This is a genomic window from Verrucomicrobiota bacterium, from assembly GCA_027622555.1.
Lineage (GTDB): Bacteria > Verrucomicrobiota > Verrucomicrobiia > Opitutales > UBA2995 > UBA2995.
This window is the reverse complement of the sequence record JAQBYJ010000027.1, coordinates 22,299-38,477: the sequence shown is the minus strand read 5'-3', so window position 1 is coordinate 38,477 and position 16,179 is coordinate 22,299. Positions and strand designations below refer to the sequence as shown.

Below are 16,179 nucleotides of genomic sequence, written 5' to 3'. Positions count from 1 at the left end.
CGGCTCGGCGATCCGTCCCTACCAATTGCGTTCATTCAAAAAAGTAATCGGGGTAAGTTAAGGTTAGTTTTGTTTTGTCGGGTTCGCCGTTTACGAAGCAGGCATCCACCTCGGCTTTCAGACGAAGAACATTATTGTGATTGAGCATTGGGTCATCTGTTTCCATGCGCCAAGATTGGAGTGTTTTTTGCAAACGAGCCAAATGGCCTGAGACCGCGGGATTTGCGGCCAGATTGGTGAACTCGTAGGGATCTTCTTTCAGATCGTAGAGTTCGAATCGAACCGGCCTTTCCATATTGAGGTAGGCGCTTTTTATAGGTTCTTCTGCCGAACGAATAGTGTCGTTCAAGTTTTCAAAAAACCGATTGTTTGTAAACTCGTAACCCGGGTTCTTCACACCGGGCATCAGGTTCACGATGAGTTTGTAACGATCATCCTGTACCGTCCGTTGAGGGTAATAGTTGTGGGCCGAATGAATGTGAAACTCAGTAAACAAATACTGACGCCAGTCCTTGGATTCGCCTTTGAGCAAAGGTAAAAGGGATCGACCGGGTAAATTTGGAATCGGTTCTGCGCCTGCTGCTTCCAGTAAAGTGGGTGCCAGGTCGATGAGGGAAACCAGTTCAGTGGAGACGAGATTTGCCTTCGCATGTTCTGGCCATTTCATGATAAATGGGACACGCGTGCCACCTTCGTAGGAAGTACGTTTCCCGCGAAGCATGTCTGCGCCGTGGTCCCCGATATAGGCGATGATGGTATTGTCGGTTTTCCCTGTTTCTTGAAGTTTCGATAACAGATTTCCGATCAAGGAATCCAAGCGACTCATGCAGTTGTAATAGTCGGCTGTCTGTTGTCTCAGTTCTGCGTTATCGATGCCAAAGTAGGCGAGGGGCTTTACGTCCTTGCCCGTCAAAGGCTTTTTCGGAAGTCCATCTACTTGGGTGATAAATGGACGGTGTGCGTCCGGGTAATTAACGCTCAGAAAAAACGGTTCCTCATCCGCGGTCATAAAACGTTTTGCTTCGGTGGCGTAATTATCCTGATCCTTTCGATTAAAATTTGCGGAAGGAATTGCTTTAAAATCGAATGGGAAGGCAGGCTCAGGATTGACATGCAACTTGCCTATGATGCCGGTCCGGTAACCGGCGGCTTTCAGACTTCGAACTATGTTCGGCGTATTCTCGTCATACATCCGAAACTTCCAGGTGGCCAAACCGATCTGTCCGTTCTGATGAGGATACAATCCTGTTAAAAAAGAAGCGCGCGATTGGCTGCAACCCGCCTGAGCTACATAGGCGTTCTTAAACAAGACCCCTTCGCTTGCGAGTTGATCAAGATTCGGTGTTTGCACATAGGGTTCGCCGTAACAGCCAAGCTCTTGTCCATTGTCCTCGGACACGATGAGGAGAATGTTGGGTTGAGTATTGGTGAATGCGATTTGGTTTAAACAAAGAAGCGCAAGGACGATCTTTATTGCTACCCGGGTTGTGTCATTTGCCATTTCGAGTGTCTGTTTTTGAACTTATTGATACCTACACCTCTGAATACACGGAGGAAAGTCCGTAATTTTGATATGTGAGTTTTCTTTCTAAAGGTGAGAGCTTTGAAACGCGTGAGCGACCGGGATTCTACCAATTTTCAGAATTTCAACGTCTTGACAATTGTTTCATTTTCATGCATCTACTCATGCATGGCTATTAAGACGATCAGTTTGGAATTGGATGCCTATGAAAAGCTCAAACGAGCCAAGCGTGGAAAGGAATCATTTTCTGCGGTGGTTCGGCGTGCCCGTTTTGATGGTGGGGAGAATACTGGCGAGAGTATACTTCGAGAATTGAAGTCGATTTATGGTGCCAAACGCAAACCTGTTGCAAAAGCGACACTTGATTATTGGGACAAAGCGGAAAAGGAAGACTCGATCCAACAGCGCACGTCACCCTCCAAATGGGACGAATGAAACTGCTGGACACCTGTTTTCTAATCGACCTTCAGCGAGAGTTTCATGGAGGGAAAACACTCGGAGCGAGCAGTTACTTAAAAGAGCACTCTCAGGACAATTTTGCGTTGTCAGTAATTTCCCTAACGGAATTTCTTGAGGGATTTGAAGCGATTGAAGATGGGGAGAAGTTTCTTCGATCATTTCAGTGGTTATCGGTGAGTCCTATTGTAGCTAAAGAGGCCTCCAGAATTCGCAGGCAACTCCGGTTGCAAGGAAAGCTGATAGGCGACTTCGATATCTTGATAGCCGCGACTGCGCTAGTGGGTAATTTCCAATTGGTGACCCGCAATGATCAGCATTTTAAACGAATTCAGGGATTACAAGTTGAGACGTATAAAAATTTGGAATCAGGTTAACTGCCTGATTCATGAGGTGGAATTGTCTATTGTTCCAAAGACGATTTTTGCGCATTTGGTGGTACTTTGGATCAACTTTAAATCAGGCACAGCGAAGAACGAAACTCTCACTATTTAGAATGCATCCGGATTTAAAGCCGCGTAAGCTGCGCCTACCGCTCCGGCCCACATGTCCAGTTTTCCAAAAACTATCGGGACTTGGTGTCCGCCCGGTCGCCACTCTACTTCATCGAGAACAGATTTCAGGGGATCCATGAGGGTTTTTCCGACAATCGAAATTCCTCCTGTGAGGACGACAACTTCTGGATCGATTATGTTAATATAAGAGGCAATGGCACAACCAAGTGCACGAATGGATCGAAGCCAGATTTCTGTAGCAACAGGATCGTTCGCCTCGTGTGCATCCACAAGCTCACGGGTTGATGAGAACCTGCCTTTGGATCGTTCCTTAATGGTGTAATTACCAATCATCACCTCAATTGCTCCCGGCGTACCGCAATTGCTGATTGGACCATCGATATCAAGACTCATATGTCCGAGGTGACCGGCTCGACCAATAACTCCTTTTAAAAGCCTGCCACTTGAAGTGATCGCTCCACCAACTCCCGTTCCAAGGGTTAGGAGAACCACGTTTTGTCTGCCTTTAGCGGCTCCTATCCAGGCTTCTCCGAGCAAGGCGGCGTGAGCGTCGTTGAGAACAGGAACAAGCGACTTTCTGTCCAGAGCATCCGTCCAGTCGAATCCTTGAATGTCTTCCATTTTCCCTGGCAGATATGCAATACTCCGGTCGTCAGCCGCAGCGAGACCTGGAGCAGAAATGCCAATTGAAAGTGCGGGCGAAGCTATTTCCTTTTCGAAGTCACGAATTGTTTGACGGGCATTTTCCGTCCACTCAGCTACTGAATCTGCCCCATCATTTGTAGGAAGTGAAATCCTATTGAGAATGGTACCTTCTTCATCTACTGCTACGGCTTTGATGGCAGTGCCGCCGACATCGATTCCAATACTCCAGTTCATACAAACAGTTGTCCTATGTTATTTTGTGAAGATTGGAAGTGTAACTTCAGAAGTTGTTTTGTTGGCGAACAGGAAATTGATTTAATAATCATCGGAATTATTACTTGGCCGCTTCGATGGGAGCCGAGTTGTGGTCAGGTAGCCACTTGGCCAGCTCGTCCATGATTTTGCGACTACTCTTTTGAGTGGCCAGGTTGGTCCATTCGTGCGGATCGTTTTCCGTGTCGTAGAGTTCTTCATCGCCGCCGGCGTACCGGATATACCGGTACCGGTCGTCACGTATGGCATGGTTGTCTTGTCCGTAGGTAATTATCGCGGGATCCTTTTTGGCTTTCGGGTTTTTTAATAGAGGAATCAGGCTCTCGCCTTCGAGGTGCTCCGGTGTCGGTAGTCCGCAGAGTTCGGTCAGGGTAGGGTAAAGGTCAATTAAAGTAACTGGACGATAGCTGACCTGTCCTTTCTTGAATCCGGGTGCTACTATGATGAAGGGAATGTGTGTCGCCTTTTCGTAGAGAACGAACTTCTCCCAGTGTTCTTTTTCGCCTAAATGAAACCCGTGGTCGGACCAGAGAACAATGATGGTGTTGTCCGCCTTACCGCTTTCATTTAAGGCTTCCATCAATCGGCCTACATTGTAATCGGCGAAACTCGCTGACGCTTGATAACCACGAACCGCTTTCTCGAAGATTTCCGGGTCGCTAGCCTTTTCTGCTTTAAAGGTGCTCATGAAACTCCGAGAGGGAGGGTGGAGCATTTGCCGAGCTTCTTCGGGTACGTCTTCGAGATCGTTTTGATTAATGGCAGGCAATTCCAAATCCTTCATCGAGTAAGCATCATACCATTCTTGAGGTGCAAAGAACGGCATGTGTGGACGAAAAATTCCGGTAGCGATAAAGAACGGACCTTCGGCTTTCCCTATTTTATCAATGGCCCAATCGACCGTTCGATTGTCGATGTGAAATTCTGGATCATCCGGGTATACTCCCCAATCGAAATTGCGACTTACTTTTCCTTTTCCACCATTCGGACGAGTCCATTGATCAATCCCGTTCAAGTTGCCGTTTGGAGGCATCGGGCGATCCGGCTGGCTGGTCGGAAACTCAAGATATTCATCAAATGCTTCGTAACGAAAAAAGGCAGTGCCGTGGTGATGAAAGATCTTTCCTGACGCATAGGTGCGATAGCCATGATCCTTAAAATGCTGGGGGAGAATGGTGATCTCCGGCATCGCTTTGTTCCAATTGCTGCTGTTGTTATAGACACCACTGGTAGACGGCCGGACTCCGCTGAGAACCGATGCACGAGAAGGATTGCAGGCCGGAGAGTTACAATAGGCTCTGGCAAAGAAGGTCCCTTGATCGGCAAGCCGCTTGAGGTTCGGGGTTTTTATGGGATTGGATTTGTCGAACAGCGTCGTCAAATCGTTCATGTCGTCAATGGCGATGAAGAGGACGTTGGGGGAACGTGACGTTCCATCCACTTTTTCTGCTGCCGACAAAGGCATGATGCAAAAGGCTAAATTTAGAAATACTAAAATGAAAAACTTCATTGTCTTGGTCTTGATCCTGATTGAGGTCTCTATCAATTCCTGGATTCAGGCAAACGGGTCTCTGACATCAAGAAAAGTAAATTTAAAGAAGTCGCGGTCACGGGAAAAGAGGCGACGGATGCCATTTTCGCGCAATAGAGCTGCAACATGAGCATCAGGAACGAGGTTGCCGCGAACAATTTGCCCTTTGCATGCTTCTGAATAATGTTCCCAAAAATGATCGCCTTCGTTGATAAGGCGAACTTGGGGTAAGGACTTTAGGGTTTCAATATTTTGGATAGCTTCTTTAGGAGTGAGTGGAAATGTGAAAATATGGGGATGAGTGCTTATTCTAAGATAGGCGAACACGGTAGGCCAGCAGAGATAGATTGGCTCCGAATTTTCGATGCAAGCTGACATAAAGGCTTTGGCTTTGTTGTGAAAATCTGACTCCTGATTGGACGCATAGATTAGAATATTGGCGTCGATAGAGTAGCTCATGGGGCTTTATCCATTGCGGCGTGAAGAGCTTCCTTATCCTCTATATCTACCTGGGCTCCCATTGATTTGGAGTTCCAGTTAAATGCAGCCTTTGACTGGATAGTCTGCATCTTCTCCAAATCCTTTAAAGAAGTGGCAAGTAGTTCGCTGACAAGTTTCCCAACCGTTTTCTTTTGCTTTTTACCTAAGCGTTTCAGTTCATTCAAAATGGGTTTATCAATATCCAAGGTTGTTCTCATAGTATCTGATGCAATTTTAAAGTGCATCAGATGTCAATTTTCAAGTTTCCGCGGCTTGTTTCGAAATTAATAGTGATGAAAGCAAACCTACACCAACGCAGACTCCGATTCCGACCAGACCATAGAGAAGGCCATTTAGATTGGTAAAATATTTTGCGTAGGCCAAGGCGATTACGCTACTGCTTACTCCAATCCAGGCATGCATGCTTCCTGCCCGTTTGACAAACAGGCCAAGAAGGAAAAGACCTGCAAGTGGGCTGCCGATTAAACCCAATAAGCCGATCAGAAGATCAAAGATGTGACCGACCTCCATGGTCGAAAGGATAATGGCAAAGGCAGTACCCAAAATTCCGAGACCACTTACCAGCTTTCGAGCAAAGCTAAGTTGGTCTTTTTCGCTCCAGTCGGATTTGAATCTTAAAACGAAATCGTTGGATACAGCGGTGCAGATGGAATGCATACTACTATCCAAGCTCGACATGGCGGCAGCGAAGACACCGGCAATGACAAGTCCTGCTAATCCTGCAGGCATCTGATGAGCAACAAACCAGGGAAGGATCTGGTCGTTTTTTTGAAGAGGCCCCAGCAACTCCGGATTGGATTTGTAGAAAACAAACAGGGCGATTCCCATTACTGCGAAAATCAACGTGGCCGGAATGGCTAGCAGTGCGTTAGTCCAAACCGCTTTTTGTGCTTCCTTCTCCGAGCTGGTTGTCAAGTAACGTTGCACAACTGCTTGATCGGAGGTGTAAGGCACCAAGGCATTGGAAAATATAGCTCCAAGAATGAGAACCATAAATGAGTCAGTGGCCCAGGACCATTCGATGGGTGGCATCTCAAATTTACCGGCGTCTTTGCCCACAGAAACCAAAGTGGAGAAACCTCCGTCCAGGTTTGATGCGATGATGCCCAAGGCGAGAAGGGCACCACCGATTAACACAATCACTTGTATTACGTCCGTCCAGATAACGGCTTTGATTCCTCCGAAGGCCGTATAAACGGTGGCAATAATTCCCATCATCAGAATACAAAGCGTGAGGTTGAAACCTGTTACTGCTGCCAGTGCCAACGCCGGCAAGAATACAACAATTCCCATGCGGAATAGCTGGAAAATAATAAATGACGCACTTCCGAAGAGTCGCAGGCCCACGTCAAACCGGTCCTCAAGAAATTGGTAGGCCGTGACCGCATTGATTCTTCGCAGACGTGGAATGTAAGCGTAAACGATCAATGGCGCTACAATCAGAATTCCCGCGTTCAACAAGATGGCCGCCCAACTGGTTCCATAGACGCGAGCAGGTAGCGAGAGGTAGGTTATGGCGCTTAGGGTCGTACCAAAAATACTCATACCTGCTGCCCACCAGGGAATCGAGCGACCTCCCAGATAGAAGTCATCTGTTGTATGAGTGTTTCGTGCGCAGACAAAACCGACGACCAGTAAAGCTCCCAAGTAGGTGAGTAGAGTTATCCAATTTAGAGTGCCGAAGGAGGATGAGCTTGGCAAGGTTGACACCTTCCAGATGATAGGTGTTCGAACACGCGGGCGCACCTCGCCCGAAGCGATGAAATAATGCTTTCCCCATTTGGCCACCTGAGTAGTCACATGGTTCAATGGCATTTCTCCTGTCTTCTGCCAGGTATCTGTCAAAGCGTTGTAACCCCATATCTGCTTTGGAAAACCGGGGTGTTTATCTTTTAACTCATCCGCCTGGTGGAATAGTGATCCGTCTGCACCACCGAGAACAAGAATGTGGTTTTCACCGGCGGGGATCGCTGTGCCTGCCATAAAGCAAACGGGTGAATCGGCTAAGCGTTTCCAAGTGTTGTTACTGGGGCTGTATGCGTATGCGTCGGTTAGGAATTGAAGGACTCCGTCGGTTCCTTCGCGTCTGCCACTGAAGACGAAAATCTGGTTTTCCTTACCATTGTGTTGGTTAACCATCACATTGAACCCTCGTTCCAGGCCAGGCCATGAGGGCAACTCCACCCAGCCTGCACTTAGGTCTTCCAGGTCGAGCACCCAAAAGTTATTCATGGCAGACGACAAGGCATTGGTTTCGATCCCGCCGGCAAGGTAGACTTTGGTGCCAAGTTTAGTCGCTGCAGTAAAGGCTATGGTTTTTGGGAGGCTGGGAAGCGATTCCTGTTCAATTTGTTTAGTCAAAGTATTCCATTTAAGTAGAATGGTGTCGTTGAAGGTTCGATCCGCGTCGTTGCCACCCAAACAAAGTACTCCCCATTCGGTCGATACGGAGGCTCCGTAGCCAAGTAGTCGGGGTAGTTTTCCGCCGAGTGTCCATTCACCTGTTCTCTCAAGAACCCAGATGTCATCGTGCCAGATTTTGTCTTCGCCCCAGTAGGGTTTCGGGAAATTGGCACCACCTGCGACGATAAGAGCATCGTTGTGAACTCCTACATACGGACCGGCAACTCCTAACGCATCGGGTTGCACACCCACAGGTGGAAGGTTGGAGAAATGGGTCCATTCCAGATAAGCGCTCTCGGCTGCCCCTGTGTTTGATTCAAAGAAGAATGTGGAAGCTGCAATTGAAAGAAGCGAAACGATCCGGGGTAGAACAGAAGTCATTAAATGATTTAAAGAAGCGCGAAAGATTTGGGATGGTTTGAGGTCAGTTTGATATGACTAAGCTAACTATTTATACTGCACATTACTTCTCAATGAGGCTATTAATTAATCCATTGGATTTGGTAGAGTCAATAGAAAGGAATCCTGGCGCATGTGTCTCTGGGTTTAGTCTAATTTTCCTTCGAATTGTTTAATAGGAGTTAGGTGTTTGTATTTGACAATTAGTAACGTATGTTACTTTTATTTTCAAGTTTCAATGCCAGCGAATAAAATTATAAATGCCCCGGTAGGGACCGAATCACTTGGGTTCTATCTCAGTAGAGCGACGATTGTATTTCGCGCTCTTTTAAAAAAATCCCTTTCAGAATCGAGTCTGAGTGATCACATCAAACCTGGCATGGGTAACCTGATGTTTGCCCTGTATGAAAAGGATGGCCAAACAAAGACGGAGCTGGCGGGAAAACTTCTCCTATCGAAAATGACTATCACCCGTCTTGTTCGTGGAGTTGAAAAACATGGCCTGGTTAAGATAACCACCGACAAAAACGACGCCCGGGCAAATCGCGTGCATTTATCTCCTTTGGCGAAAGAAGTGGAAAAAGAATATCGCCAATTGGCACTAAACTTGGAGGAGCGAATATCCAGTCGATTCACCTCCGAACAGTTATCCGAATTTCGCGGCCACCTTAAGATTTTGCTTCAGTCTTTGGACGATGAATTAATCTGAACTCTAACCCGCTCAACAGAAATTAAGAAACTGATTAACCCGGAAATGCAGCCATACAAATCCAAGGACAAGGAAAGTCATTCTCCGAATTATTATCCACCCTACAAGTCGGGTACGACACGAGCTCCTACCGAGGAACCGGTCATTGTTCCGCAGACTATAACTGAGACAAGCGGGCCCCGGTTTGATGGGTCTGTGTTGCGAGAATTCGACAATGACTTAACGAAAAATGCTATAAAGACGGGAGACCCAATCGGCGAGCGTATCATCGTTTCTGGAAGAGTGTTAGATGAAAATGGTTCTCCTTTGCCGATGACTATGGTTGAGATTTGGCAAGCAAACTCAACTGGAAGATACATTGATAAACAGGATCAGCATGGTGCACCCTTGGATCCTAACTTCCTCGGAGCGGGAAGAACGCTCACCGACAAAGATGGCTGGTATAAATTCACCACCATACGACCCGGTGCATACCCTTGGGGTAACCATCCCAATGCCTGGCGACCTCAACATATTCATTTTTCGATTTTTGGTCCCAACATCATGACGCGCCTGGTTACTCAGATGTATTTTGAAGGCGACCCGTTGCTTGCCTATGATCCGATTTACAAAGGACCACCCGATGAAGCACGCAAACGCATGATCGCTGATTTTTCCCTGGACCTAACTGAGGAAGGATTCGCGCTCGGTTACCGATGGGATATTATTTTGCGAGGACCCAACGCTACTCCGTTTGAGGATTGATATGAGCTCGTTCAAACAAACACCTTCCCAAACTGTGGGTCCATTTTTCTCCTATGGACTTGCTCCAGAACAATATGGTTACGATTTCCGGGAATTGGCATCTGGTAATGTGGCTCGCGATTACGAAGCTGGAGAACCCATCACTATTGTTGGAAAAGTCTTTAGTGGATCAGGCGATCTGATGAAAAACGTAATCGTTGAGAGCTGGCAAGCGGATGGGGAAGGAAAATACTCCCGGACAATTTGCGCAGATAAATTTTCTGGTTTTGGGCGATTTGGTACCGGTACTGATGAGGAAAACCGATATATAATTCGGACGGTTAAACCTGGAAAAGTAGATGAGCAACAAGCGCCTCACATAGCTCTCACCATTTTCTCCAGAGGATTGATGCATCATGTTTATACGCGTCTGTACTTTTCGGATGAAGTCGAAGCAAATGAACAGGATCCCTTGCTTCGACTGATTCCCGCTAACCGTCGCAATACACTCATTGCTCAAAAAGTTCAGGATGAGCAGGATGTGGTCTACCAATTTGATATTCATATGCAGGGCGATCAGGCGACTGTGTTTTTAGAGTTTTAGTTGTATCCGCAGTTTTATGACGCACAAGACGCAGGTGGGGATAATCGGGTCAGGGCCAGCGGGACTTCTGCTTTCTCAGATCCTGCATGTCAATGGCATCGAATCCATCATCCTGGAAAAATACTCCCGTGCCCACGTGGAAGGGCGCATCCGGGCAGGCATATTGGAACAGGGAACCGTCAACATGCTGGAGGCGGCGAAGGTGGCAAAAAGGCTACATAAGGAAGCACTCATCCATACGGGAATTGGACTTCTATTTAATGACACCCTTCACCGTATTGATTTTAATGCTCAGTCAACCGGCAAAAGTGTAACGGTTTATGGGCAGACCGAGATTACCAAAGACCTTATGGATGCACATGCCGAACGCGGGCAGGAACCGGTGTATAGAGCAAAAGACGTTCAGATAGAGGGAATTGAGTCTGGGGCTCCCTCCCTAAGCTACACGCACGACGAAAAATCCTACAAGATTGATTGTGATTTTGTTGTAGGCTGTGACGGTTATCATGGCGTATCCAGAAAACACTTTCCTGAATCATTCCTTGAAATCTATGAAAGGGCGTATCCTTTTGGTTGGCTGGGAGTTCTTGCCGATGTGAAGCCCGTATCGGACGAACTCATTTATAACAATCACCCGGATGGCTTTGCCTTGGCTAGTCAGCGTTCGAAAACGAGAAGCCGGTATTATATTCAGTGTGATTTGAATGAGAAATTGGATGCCTGGTCGGATGACCGGTTTTGGGCAACCTTAATTCACCGGTTTGGAAATAGAGTGGGGAAGCACATTGATACGGGCCCTTCGATTGAAAAAAGCATAGCTCCCTTGAGAAGTTTTGTGGCGGAGCCGATGCGTTATAAATCACTTTTCATTGCGGGTGATGCCGCTCACATCGTGCCTCCCACGGGAGCGAAAGGACTTAATCTGGCTGCTTCGGACGTTCATTACCTTTCTGACGGGTTAATTGAGTACTACAAAACCGGGCAAACGACTGGGCTGGATTGTTATTCGGACAAAGCACTCGACCGCGTTTGGAAAGCCATTCGTTTTTCCTGGTGGTTCACTCACCTTACACATCGCTTTCCTGATCATGAAACGGGTGGTTTCTCGCAAAAACTTCAGCTTGCTGAGCTGGGTTACCTGGTAAACTCGCAAGCTGCCATGGCAAGTCTGACTGAAAATTACGTTGGGCTTCCGTTCTGAGTTTCAGGAAAGCTTTTCAATAAATTTTGCCTCTGTGTTATTTCTAACATCTTCTAACGAGGCTCCTGGCATCATTTCAATCAAGGTCAAAACATCATTCTCAAAGTTGAAAACAGCCAGGTCGGTAATGATCATTGAAACAGCATGTTTCGCCGTAAGGGGCAAGGTGCATTGAGGCACCACCTTTGATTCCCCGTTTTTTCCGGTATGCTTTAAGGTAACAATCAGGCGTTTAGCTCCAGATGCTAGATCCATGGCGCCACCAACGCCCAGTACCGGTTTCCCCGGGACGGCCCAATTGGCCAGGTTTCCTGATTCATCGACTTCGAGACCACCAATGATCGCTACATCAACGTGGCCTCCACGAATCATGGCAAACGAATCGGCACTATCGAAATAGCTACAACCCTTCAAAGGAGTGACCGGTACTTTTCCAGCGTTAACTGGATAGTGCATCGCTCCGCCTCCATCTGTCGGAGTGGGGCCGACGCCTAGCATGCCATTTTCGCTGTGGAGCAGGATACCATCCTCTTCTGAAATATAATCTGAGACCAACGTTGGAATGCCTATGCCAAGATTCACCACATCGCCTCTTTTCAATTCCTGATAGGCTCGTTTTGCCATGTTCAATCTCCAGGATTCAATTTTCCTATCCGAACTTACGTGGGAAGAACTTCCCAAGTCCTCGAGGGACAATTTTGACTCGACGAGATAGTCTACAAAACAGCCAGGCGTATGAATAGATTCTGGTACGATTTCTCCGACCGGTACGATTTCCTGAACCTCGGCGATCACTATATCCGCAGCGGTAGCCATGGCTTTATTGAAATTTTGTTCGGTCATCCGATAGACCAGGTTTCCTGCAGTATCAGCTTTCCAGGCACGTATGAAAGCTACATTTCCACGAATACTCTTCACCAAAACCTGTTCAACTCCGTCTATTACTTTTGTCTCACAGCCTTCGGCGAGCAGGGTTCCTGCCGAAGTGGGTGTAAAAAATCCACCTAGCCCGGCGCCACCTGCGCGAATCGCTTCAGCCAAAGTCCCTTGTGGGAGAAGTTCATGGTCTACCTCGCCGGTCTGAATGGCTTTTGTCGCCTCATGATTGCTGGTGAAATAGGACCCAACCATTTTACGGAGCTGACCATTACGAAGTAGCCTACCGCCTCCGAGATTGATTTCACCAACATTGTTGGCAACGAATGTCAGGTCTTTAACCTCAGTCCGTGCAAGTGCATGCAGAAGACGGACTGGGTTTCCGGTCATTCCGAATCCTCCTCCAAGAAGTGTGTCACCGTCGTGAACAAGTGAAGCGGCATGTTCGGCCGTTATTATAGGTACTGTTTTCATTTACTGTAACAAGTTACTCTTTCAGGTCAGACCTAGGGTTAAAGCTTCCCCAATTCTTTTAGAATTCCTTCGGCTAATTTGAACCCATGATTGGCCGCAGGTAGACCGCAATAAAGGGCGGAATGCATAAGGAGTTCTTTGATTTCCTCCACGGTTACTCCGTTGTTAATCGCCGCTCGAATATGCATTTCAAACTCCGAATCATGACCTAAGGCGATCAGCATCGAAAGGGTGAGAAGGCTGCGAGTTTTTTTATCGAGCCCGGGTCTATCCCAGATCTCGCCCCAGGCATAGCGGGTGATGAATTCCTGGAATGCTCCTTTGAATTCCTTCGTTCCTGTGATAGCACGGTCGACGTGCTCATCACCCAAAACGTTTCGGCGAATTGCTTCACCTTTTATGTAAGCCTCGGTTTTATTTTCATCATTATTCATAGGGTATTCCTTTCCAAGAAATCAGAGAGAGCAGCATTGAACTGTTCCGGCTGCTCGATATTCGACAAATGAGCTGCATTGGCAATTTCCACGTATTCGGCGGTCAAGATTTTGCTGACTATTAACTTTCCATGACCACGACTGTCATAGCGATGCAGCTGAAAAGTAGTTGGGAATGTCGACGATTGTCTGTCCCACATGTTGAGGGTTGTCCCTAGAGAATTCGAAAACATCAAAACAGGATTCGAAGGGTTGCCCTCCAGCTCGTAGTAGAATTTTGTCCCATCGCATACTGTAGCACAGGGCATGATTAATCCTTAGCTTCTCCAGCTAAAAGTCTTTCGATCCAATCATTGGTCGAACCGAGAGCGTTGTTAGGATCAAATACGTTTTTCAAGTCTTTCGAGTTAATTGCCTGGGAGACGAAAGGATTTGCAGAAGCAACGAGTGATAATGGTTTATTCGAAGTGATTACCTCATCCAACAGATTCGCGACCAGTCGCTGCGCTTCTTTTCGACCCAAGTGTGGAATGAGGGCTGCCGCGAGTGCTTCGGAAAAAACGATCTCCAGGGTTTCATCCAGGTTCTTCCGCATTTGTTTGGTATTTACCTCCAAACCTTCGGAGACTTCCAATATCGCTGAGCTTGCTTTTGCCACTTCCTTTATAAGATCCGGATACGTGGACCATTCGGCCGACCAGTTTCCGATACTGCGTTCATGCTCCTGAACCATGCCCGATAATAGGGACGACAATAATCCCGGGACTCGATTTGCTGCAGACAGCACATGCATACATCCTACCGGGTTTCGTTTATGCGGCATGGCAGATGATCCACCTCGTCCCTCTTCAATGGGCTCGGAAAGTTCTCCAATTTCTCGTTGCATATGGAGTGAAATATCGCGGGCAATTTTCCCCAAGGTCCCCACAAGAATGGCTAAAGCGGAAGCAAACCCGACAAGACGGTCGCGGTGCGTGTGCCAGGGTGCGTCGGGCAGAGGAAGTCCTAATTCGGCTGATAAGGCTTTACCGACTTTCAATCCATTTGAGTGAAGGGTGGACAACGTTCCTACTGCCCCACCAAATTGTAGAACCAAAGCGTTTTCTCCAGATTGGTTTATGCGCTCCCGACCACGTCGTACTGCTGAGGCCCAACCGGCTGCCTTCAGTCCAAAGCTAATGGGTGATCCCGGTTGAAGTAAGGTTCGGCCAAGAAGTAGTGTTCCCGCATGTTCTCGGGCCAGTTTTGCGAACGCCTTTTCCATACGCTCAAGATCTGCGTTTATATAGAAAATGGCTTCCTTGAGGTTTAAGACCAAAGCGGTATCCAAAACATCCTGACTGGTAGATCCGAAGTGAACAAAGCGTGCCGCCTCTGGTGATTTATCGTGAACGTGTGAAATTAAATCTTTAACCAAGGGAATCACCATGGTTCCAGCGCGGGATCCTCTGGCTTCAAGGTCTGCGGCGTCGAAAACCGCTTCCTCACAGGATTTGCTAATGATTGCTGCTGCATCTTCAGGAATTACGCCTGCAGTCGCTTCAGCTTTGGCCAATGCCGCTTCGAAATTCAGCATCGCCCTGACTTTATTCTGGGGTGAGAAAATTTCAGTCACATGTTCGGACGAGTATTTATATTTATTGGACTGCGACATTATGGACTGGTTACTAACTAAAAATTTCTCTCGTCAGCGGTTGGATTTAGAGTCCTTTCAATTCTTTATCAAAGAAATCTATAGAACGCTGAATCAGGGATTCCATACTTTCGTCCGATCCTCGAAACCCATGGTCGCCATTGACGACCTTGTAGAGGCTCGACTTGACTCCAGCCTTTTGAAGCGCGGCATATAAAAGCTCGCTCTGATTATAGACAACCAATCCATCTTTACTTCCATGCATCAAAAGCATGGGTGGATCGGTTGGAGACACATAGGTTATCGGATTCGCTTTTTGAGTTTTTTCGGGATGATCTTGTATGGATGCTCCTATAAACAGAGATTCTGGACTATCCGCAGCGTTATGATTCATCCGTCCTTCAAAATCGTTCATTCGTAAAAAGTCGGTAGGACCAAACCAGTTGCAAACCGCTTGAACTTTTGGAGAGGCCTTTTTCGTAACCGAGTGAGTATCGAAATCGCTCACATCGTTAGTGACTCCGAGAAGCGCTACAAGATGGCCTCCAGCGGAAGATCCCCAAACGCCAAATCGATCTGGATCCAATCCATATTTTTTTGCGTTGAGCCTGAGGTAGCTTACAGCGGCTTTGCAGTCTTCAATGGCTGCAGGAAATATGGCCTCTCCACTAAGACGATATTCTACTGAGGCCAATGCGTAACCGTGTTTTAAAACAGTACTGCAAGCCTGGATTCCATTTTTGCTTCCATTTCTCCATCCGCCTCCATGGATCCAAATAACTAATGGCAATGGCCCGGTTGATCCAGCTGGCCGGTAAAGGTCGAGCGGTAGCTCCCGGTCGCCCACGCTTTCGTATACTATGTCCTTATCAATTTGGGTGCCTTCTGGAAGGACCGGACCGTTGTTTCGTTGGCCAGCTAATGAAATATGGAGAACAACTAAAAGCACTAGGGCAAATGATGGTGTCTTCATGAGAATAAAAAGGTAACGCGTGTTACTAATTGTCAAGCCAGAGCTCGCTTGTTAGACGGCCGATGTGAGCTTTTGGTCTTTGGTCCTAAGAATCAAAAATTATGCGTGAGACTGATTTAAGGGTCTGTTCTTAATTCCTTAAGGTCTGAGGTCAACGCTGGCTCACCTTTGATGTACAAAATAATGAAAACGTGTATTTTCTCTGAGATTGTCCAATATTTTTCTTGGTGCCTTCAGATTTCAGTATATATTAGGAATCAATTAATTTTCTCCCAGGCGAAACATAAATATTCCTACCGAACTTGGT

The 16,179-nt window shown here is 47.1% G+C and carries 17 protein-coding genes; 6 read left to right on the top strand and 11 right to left on the bottom strand.

What is annotated here, in order from left to right:
• Nucleotides 1-31: 31 nt before the first annotated feature.
• Nucleotides 32-1,501: a sulfatase gene (locus O3C43_09310; GenBank protein ID MDA1066687.1), complete on the bottom strand. Its 1,470-nt coding sequence runs from the start codon at nt 1,499-1,501 to the stop codon at nt 32-34.
• Between the two features lie 189 nt (nt 1,502-1,690).
• On the opposite strand from O3C43_09310, the gene O3C43_09305 reads away from it, so the two are divergent.
• Entirely contained in the window at nt 1,691-1,957 is a 267-nt protein-coding gene (locus O3C43_09305; GenBank protein MDA1066686.1) for a hypothetical protein, read from the top strand.
• Nucleotides 1,954-2,355 (top strand): type II toxin-antitoxin system VapC family toxin, encoded by a 402-nt coding sequence (locus O3C43_09300; protein ID MDA1066685.1) that lies wholly within the window; start codon nt 1,954-1,956, stop codon nt 2,353-2,355. Before O3C43_09305 ends, O3C43_09300 begins: the two co-directional genes overlap by 4 nt.
• A gap of 114 nt (nt 2,356-2,469) precedes the next feature.
• On the opposite strand, the gene O3C43_09295 is transcribed toward O3C43_09300, so the two are convergent.
• The 5 genes from O3C43_09295 to O3C43_09275 form a co-directional block, all read right to left on the bottom strand.
• A complete protein-coding gene (locus O3C43_09295) occupies nt 2,470-3,372 on the bottom strand; it encodes an ROK family protein (GenBank protein MDA1066684.1) in 903 nt (300 codons plus the stop codon).
• 100 nt (nt 3,373-3,472) lie between these two features.
• Nucleotides 3,473-4,876 carry a sulfatase gene (locus O3C43_09290; GenBank protein MDA1066683.1) on the bottom strand — a complete coding sequence of 468 codons (1,404 nt, stop codon included), beginning with the start codon at nt 4,874-4,876 and terminating at the stop codon, nt 3,473-3,475.
• 90 nt (nt 4,877-4,966) lie between these two features.
• Nucleotides 4,967-5,401 carry a PIN domain-containing protein gene (locus O3C43_09285; GenBank protein MDA1066682.1) on the bottom strand — a complete coding sequence of 145 codons (435 nt, stop codon included), beginning with the start codon at nt 5,399-5,401 and terminating at the stop codon, nt 4,967-4,969.
• A complete protein-coding gene (locus O3C43_09280; GenBank protein ID MDA1066681.1) occupies nt 5,398-5,667 on the bottom strand; it encodes a hypothetical protein in 270 nt (89 codons plus the stop codon). Before O3C43_09280 ends, O3C43_09285 begins: the two co-directional genes overlap by 4 nt.
• 13 nt (nt 5,668-5,680) lie before the next feature.
• On the bottom strand, nt 5,681-8,227 hold the full coding sequence (locus O3C43_09275) for a sodium/solute symporter (GenBank protein MDA1066680.1): 2,547 nt from the start codon (nt 8,225-8,227) through the stop codon (nt 5,681-5,683).
• Between the two features lie 256 nt (nt 8,228-8,483).
• Here O3C43_09275 and O3C43_09270 point away from each other — a divergent pair, with 256 nt between their 5' ends.
• The 4 genes from O3C43_09270 to pobA are packed head-to-tail and all read left to right on the top strand — an operon-like array spanning nt 8,484 to nt 11,482.
• Nucleotides 8,484-8,954: a MarR family transcriptional regulator gene (locus tag O3C43_09270; GenBank protein ID MDA1066679.1), complete on the top strand. Its 471-nt coding sequence runs from the start codon at nt 8,484-8,486 to the stop codon at nt 8,952-8,954.
• Between the two features lie 45 nt (nt 8,955-8,999).
• Nucleotides 9,000-9,698 (top strand): protocatechuate 3,4-dioxygenase subunit beta, encoded by a 699-nt coding sequence (gene pcaH / locus O3C43_09265; GenBank protein MDA1066678.1) that lies wholly within the window; start codon nt 9,000-9,002, stop codon nt 9,696-9,698.
• A gap of 1 nt (nt 9,699) precedes the next feature.
• The gene (pcaG, locus tag O3C43_09260) at nt 9,700-10,281 is read left to right on the top strand and encodes a protocatechuate 3,4-dioxygenase subunit alpha (GenBank protein MDA1066677.1); all 582 of its coding nucleotides are present in this window, start codon (nt 9,700-9,702) and stop codon (nt 10,279-10,281) included.
• A gap of 16 nt (nt 10,282-10,297) precedes the next feature.
• Nucleotides 10,298-11,482, top strand: a complete 1,185-nt coding sequence (gene pobA, locus O3C43_09255) for a 4-hydroxybenzoate 3-monooxygenase (protein ID MDA1066676.1) — start codon at nt 10,298-10,300, stop codon at nt 11,480-11,482.
• Between the two features lie 3 nt (nt 11,483-11,485).
• Here the strand turns inward: pobA and O3C43_09250 are convergent, their stop codons facing one another.
• The 5 genes from O3C43_09250 to O3C43_09230 are packed head-to-tail and all read right to left on the bottom strand — an operon-like array spanning nt 11,486 to nt 15,872.
• Complete coding sequence (locus O3C43_09250) at nt 11,486-12,832, bottom strand: 3-oxoacid CoA-transferase (protein MDA1066675.1); 1,347 nt, start codon at nt 12,830-12,832, stop codon at nt 11,486-11,488.
• A 38-nt stretch (nt 12,833-12,870) separates the two neighbouring features.
• The gene (gene pcaC / locus O3C43_09245; GenBank protein ID MDA1066674.1) at nt 12,871-13,266 is read right to left on the bottom strand and encodes a 4-carboxymuconolactone decarboxylase; all 396 of its coding nucleotides are present in this window, start codon (nt 13,264-13,266) and stop codon (nt 12,871-12,873) included.
• Complete coding sequence (locus tag O3C43_09240; GenBank protein ID MDA1066673.1) at nt 13,263-13,574, bottom strand: hypothetical protein; 312 nt, start codon at nt 13,572-13,574, stop codon at nt 13,263-13,265. Before O3C43_09240 ends, pcaC begins: the two co-directional genes overlap by 4 nt.
• A 2-nt stretch (nt 13,575-13,576) precedes the next feature.
• Nucleotides 13,577-14,920 (bottom strand): 3-carboxy-cis,cis-muconate cycloisomerase, encoded by a 1,344-nt coding sequence (gene pcaB / locus O3C43_09235; GenBank protein ID MDA1066672.1) that lies wholly within the window; start codon nt 14,918-14,920, stop codon nt 13,577-13,579.
• Between the two features lie 46 nt (nt 14,921-14,966).
• The gene (locus tag O3C43_09230) at nt 14,967-15,872 is read right to left on the bottom strand and encodes an alpha/beta hydrolase (protein ID MDA1066671.1); all 906 of its coding nucleotides are present in this window, start codon (nt 15,870-15,872) and stop codon (nt 14,967-14,969) included.
• Nucleotides 15,873-16,179 lie beyond the last annotated feature (307 nt).

Bases quoted from the DNA above. Each gene is read 5' to 3' on its own strand.
- O3C43_09310 (MDA1066687.1), bottom strand. From the start codon at position 1,501: ATGGCAAATGACACAACCCGGGTAGCAATAAAGATCGTCCTTGCGCTT.
- O3C43_09305 (MDA1066686.1), top strand. From the start codon at position 1,691: ATGGCTATTAAGACGATCAGTTTGGAATTGGATGCCTATGAAAAGCTC.
- O3C43_09300 (MDA1066685.1), top strand. From the start codon at position 1,954: ATGAAACTGCTGGACACCTGTTTTCTAATCGACCTTCAGCGAGAGTTT.
- O3C43_09295 (MDA1066684.1), bottom strand. From the start codon at position 3,372: ATGAACTGGAGTATTGGAATCGATGTCGGCGGCACTGCCATCAAAGCC.
- O3C43_09290 (MDA1066683.1), bottom strand. From the start codon at position 4,876: ATGCCTTTGTCGGCAGCAGAAAAAGTGGATGGAACGTCACGTTCCCCC.
- O3C43_09285 (MDA1066682.1), bottom strand. From the start codon at position 5,401: ATGAGCTACTCTATCGACGCCAATATTCTAATCTATGCGTCCAATCAG.
- O3C43_09280 (MDA1066681.1), bottom strand. From the start codon at position 5,667: ATGCACTTTAAAATTGCATCAGATACTATGAGAACAACCTTGGATATT.
- O3C43_09275 (MDA1066680.1), bottom strand. From the start codon at position 8,227: ATGACTTCTGTTCTACCCCGGATCGTTTCGCTTCTTTCAATTGCAGCT.
- O3C43_09270 (MDA1066679.1), top strand. From the start codon at position 8,484: ATGCCAGCGAATAAAATTATAAATGCCCCGGTAGGGACCGAATCACTT.
- pcaH (MDA1066678.1), top strand. From the start codon at position 9,000: ATGCAGCCATACAAATCCAAGGACAAGGAAAGTCATTCTCCGAATTAT.
- pcaG (MDA1066677.1), top strand. From the start codon at position 9,700: ATGAGCTCGTTCAAACAAACACCTTCCCAAACTGTGGGTCCATTTTTC.
- pobA (MDA1066676.1), top strand. From the start codon at position 10,298: ATGACGCACAAGACGCAGGTGGGGATAATCGGGTCAGGGCCAGCGGGA.
- O3C43_09250 (MDA1066675.1), bottom strand. From the start codon at position 12,832: ATGAAAACAGTACCTATAATAACGGCCGAACATGCCGCTTCACTTGTT.
- pcaC (MDA1066674.1), bottom strand. From the start codon at position 13,266: ATGAATAATGATGAAAATAAAACCGAGGCTTACATAAAAGGTGAAGCA.
- O3C43_09240 (MDA1066673.1), bottom strand. From the start codon at position 13,574: ATGCCCTGTGCTACAGTATGCGATGGGACAAAATTCTACTACGAGCTG.
- pcaB (MDA1066672.1), bottom strand. From the start codon at position 14,920: ATGTCGCAGTCCAATAAATATAAATACTCGTCCGAACATGTGACTGAA.
- O3C43_09230 (MDA1066671.1), bottom strand. From the start codon at position 15,872: ATGAAGACACCATCATTTGCCCTAGTGCTTTTAGTTGTTCTCCATATT.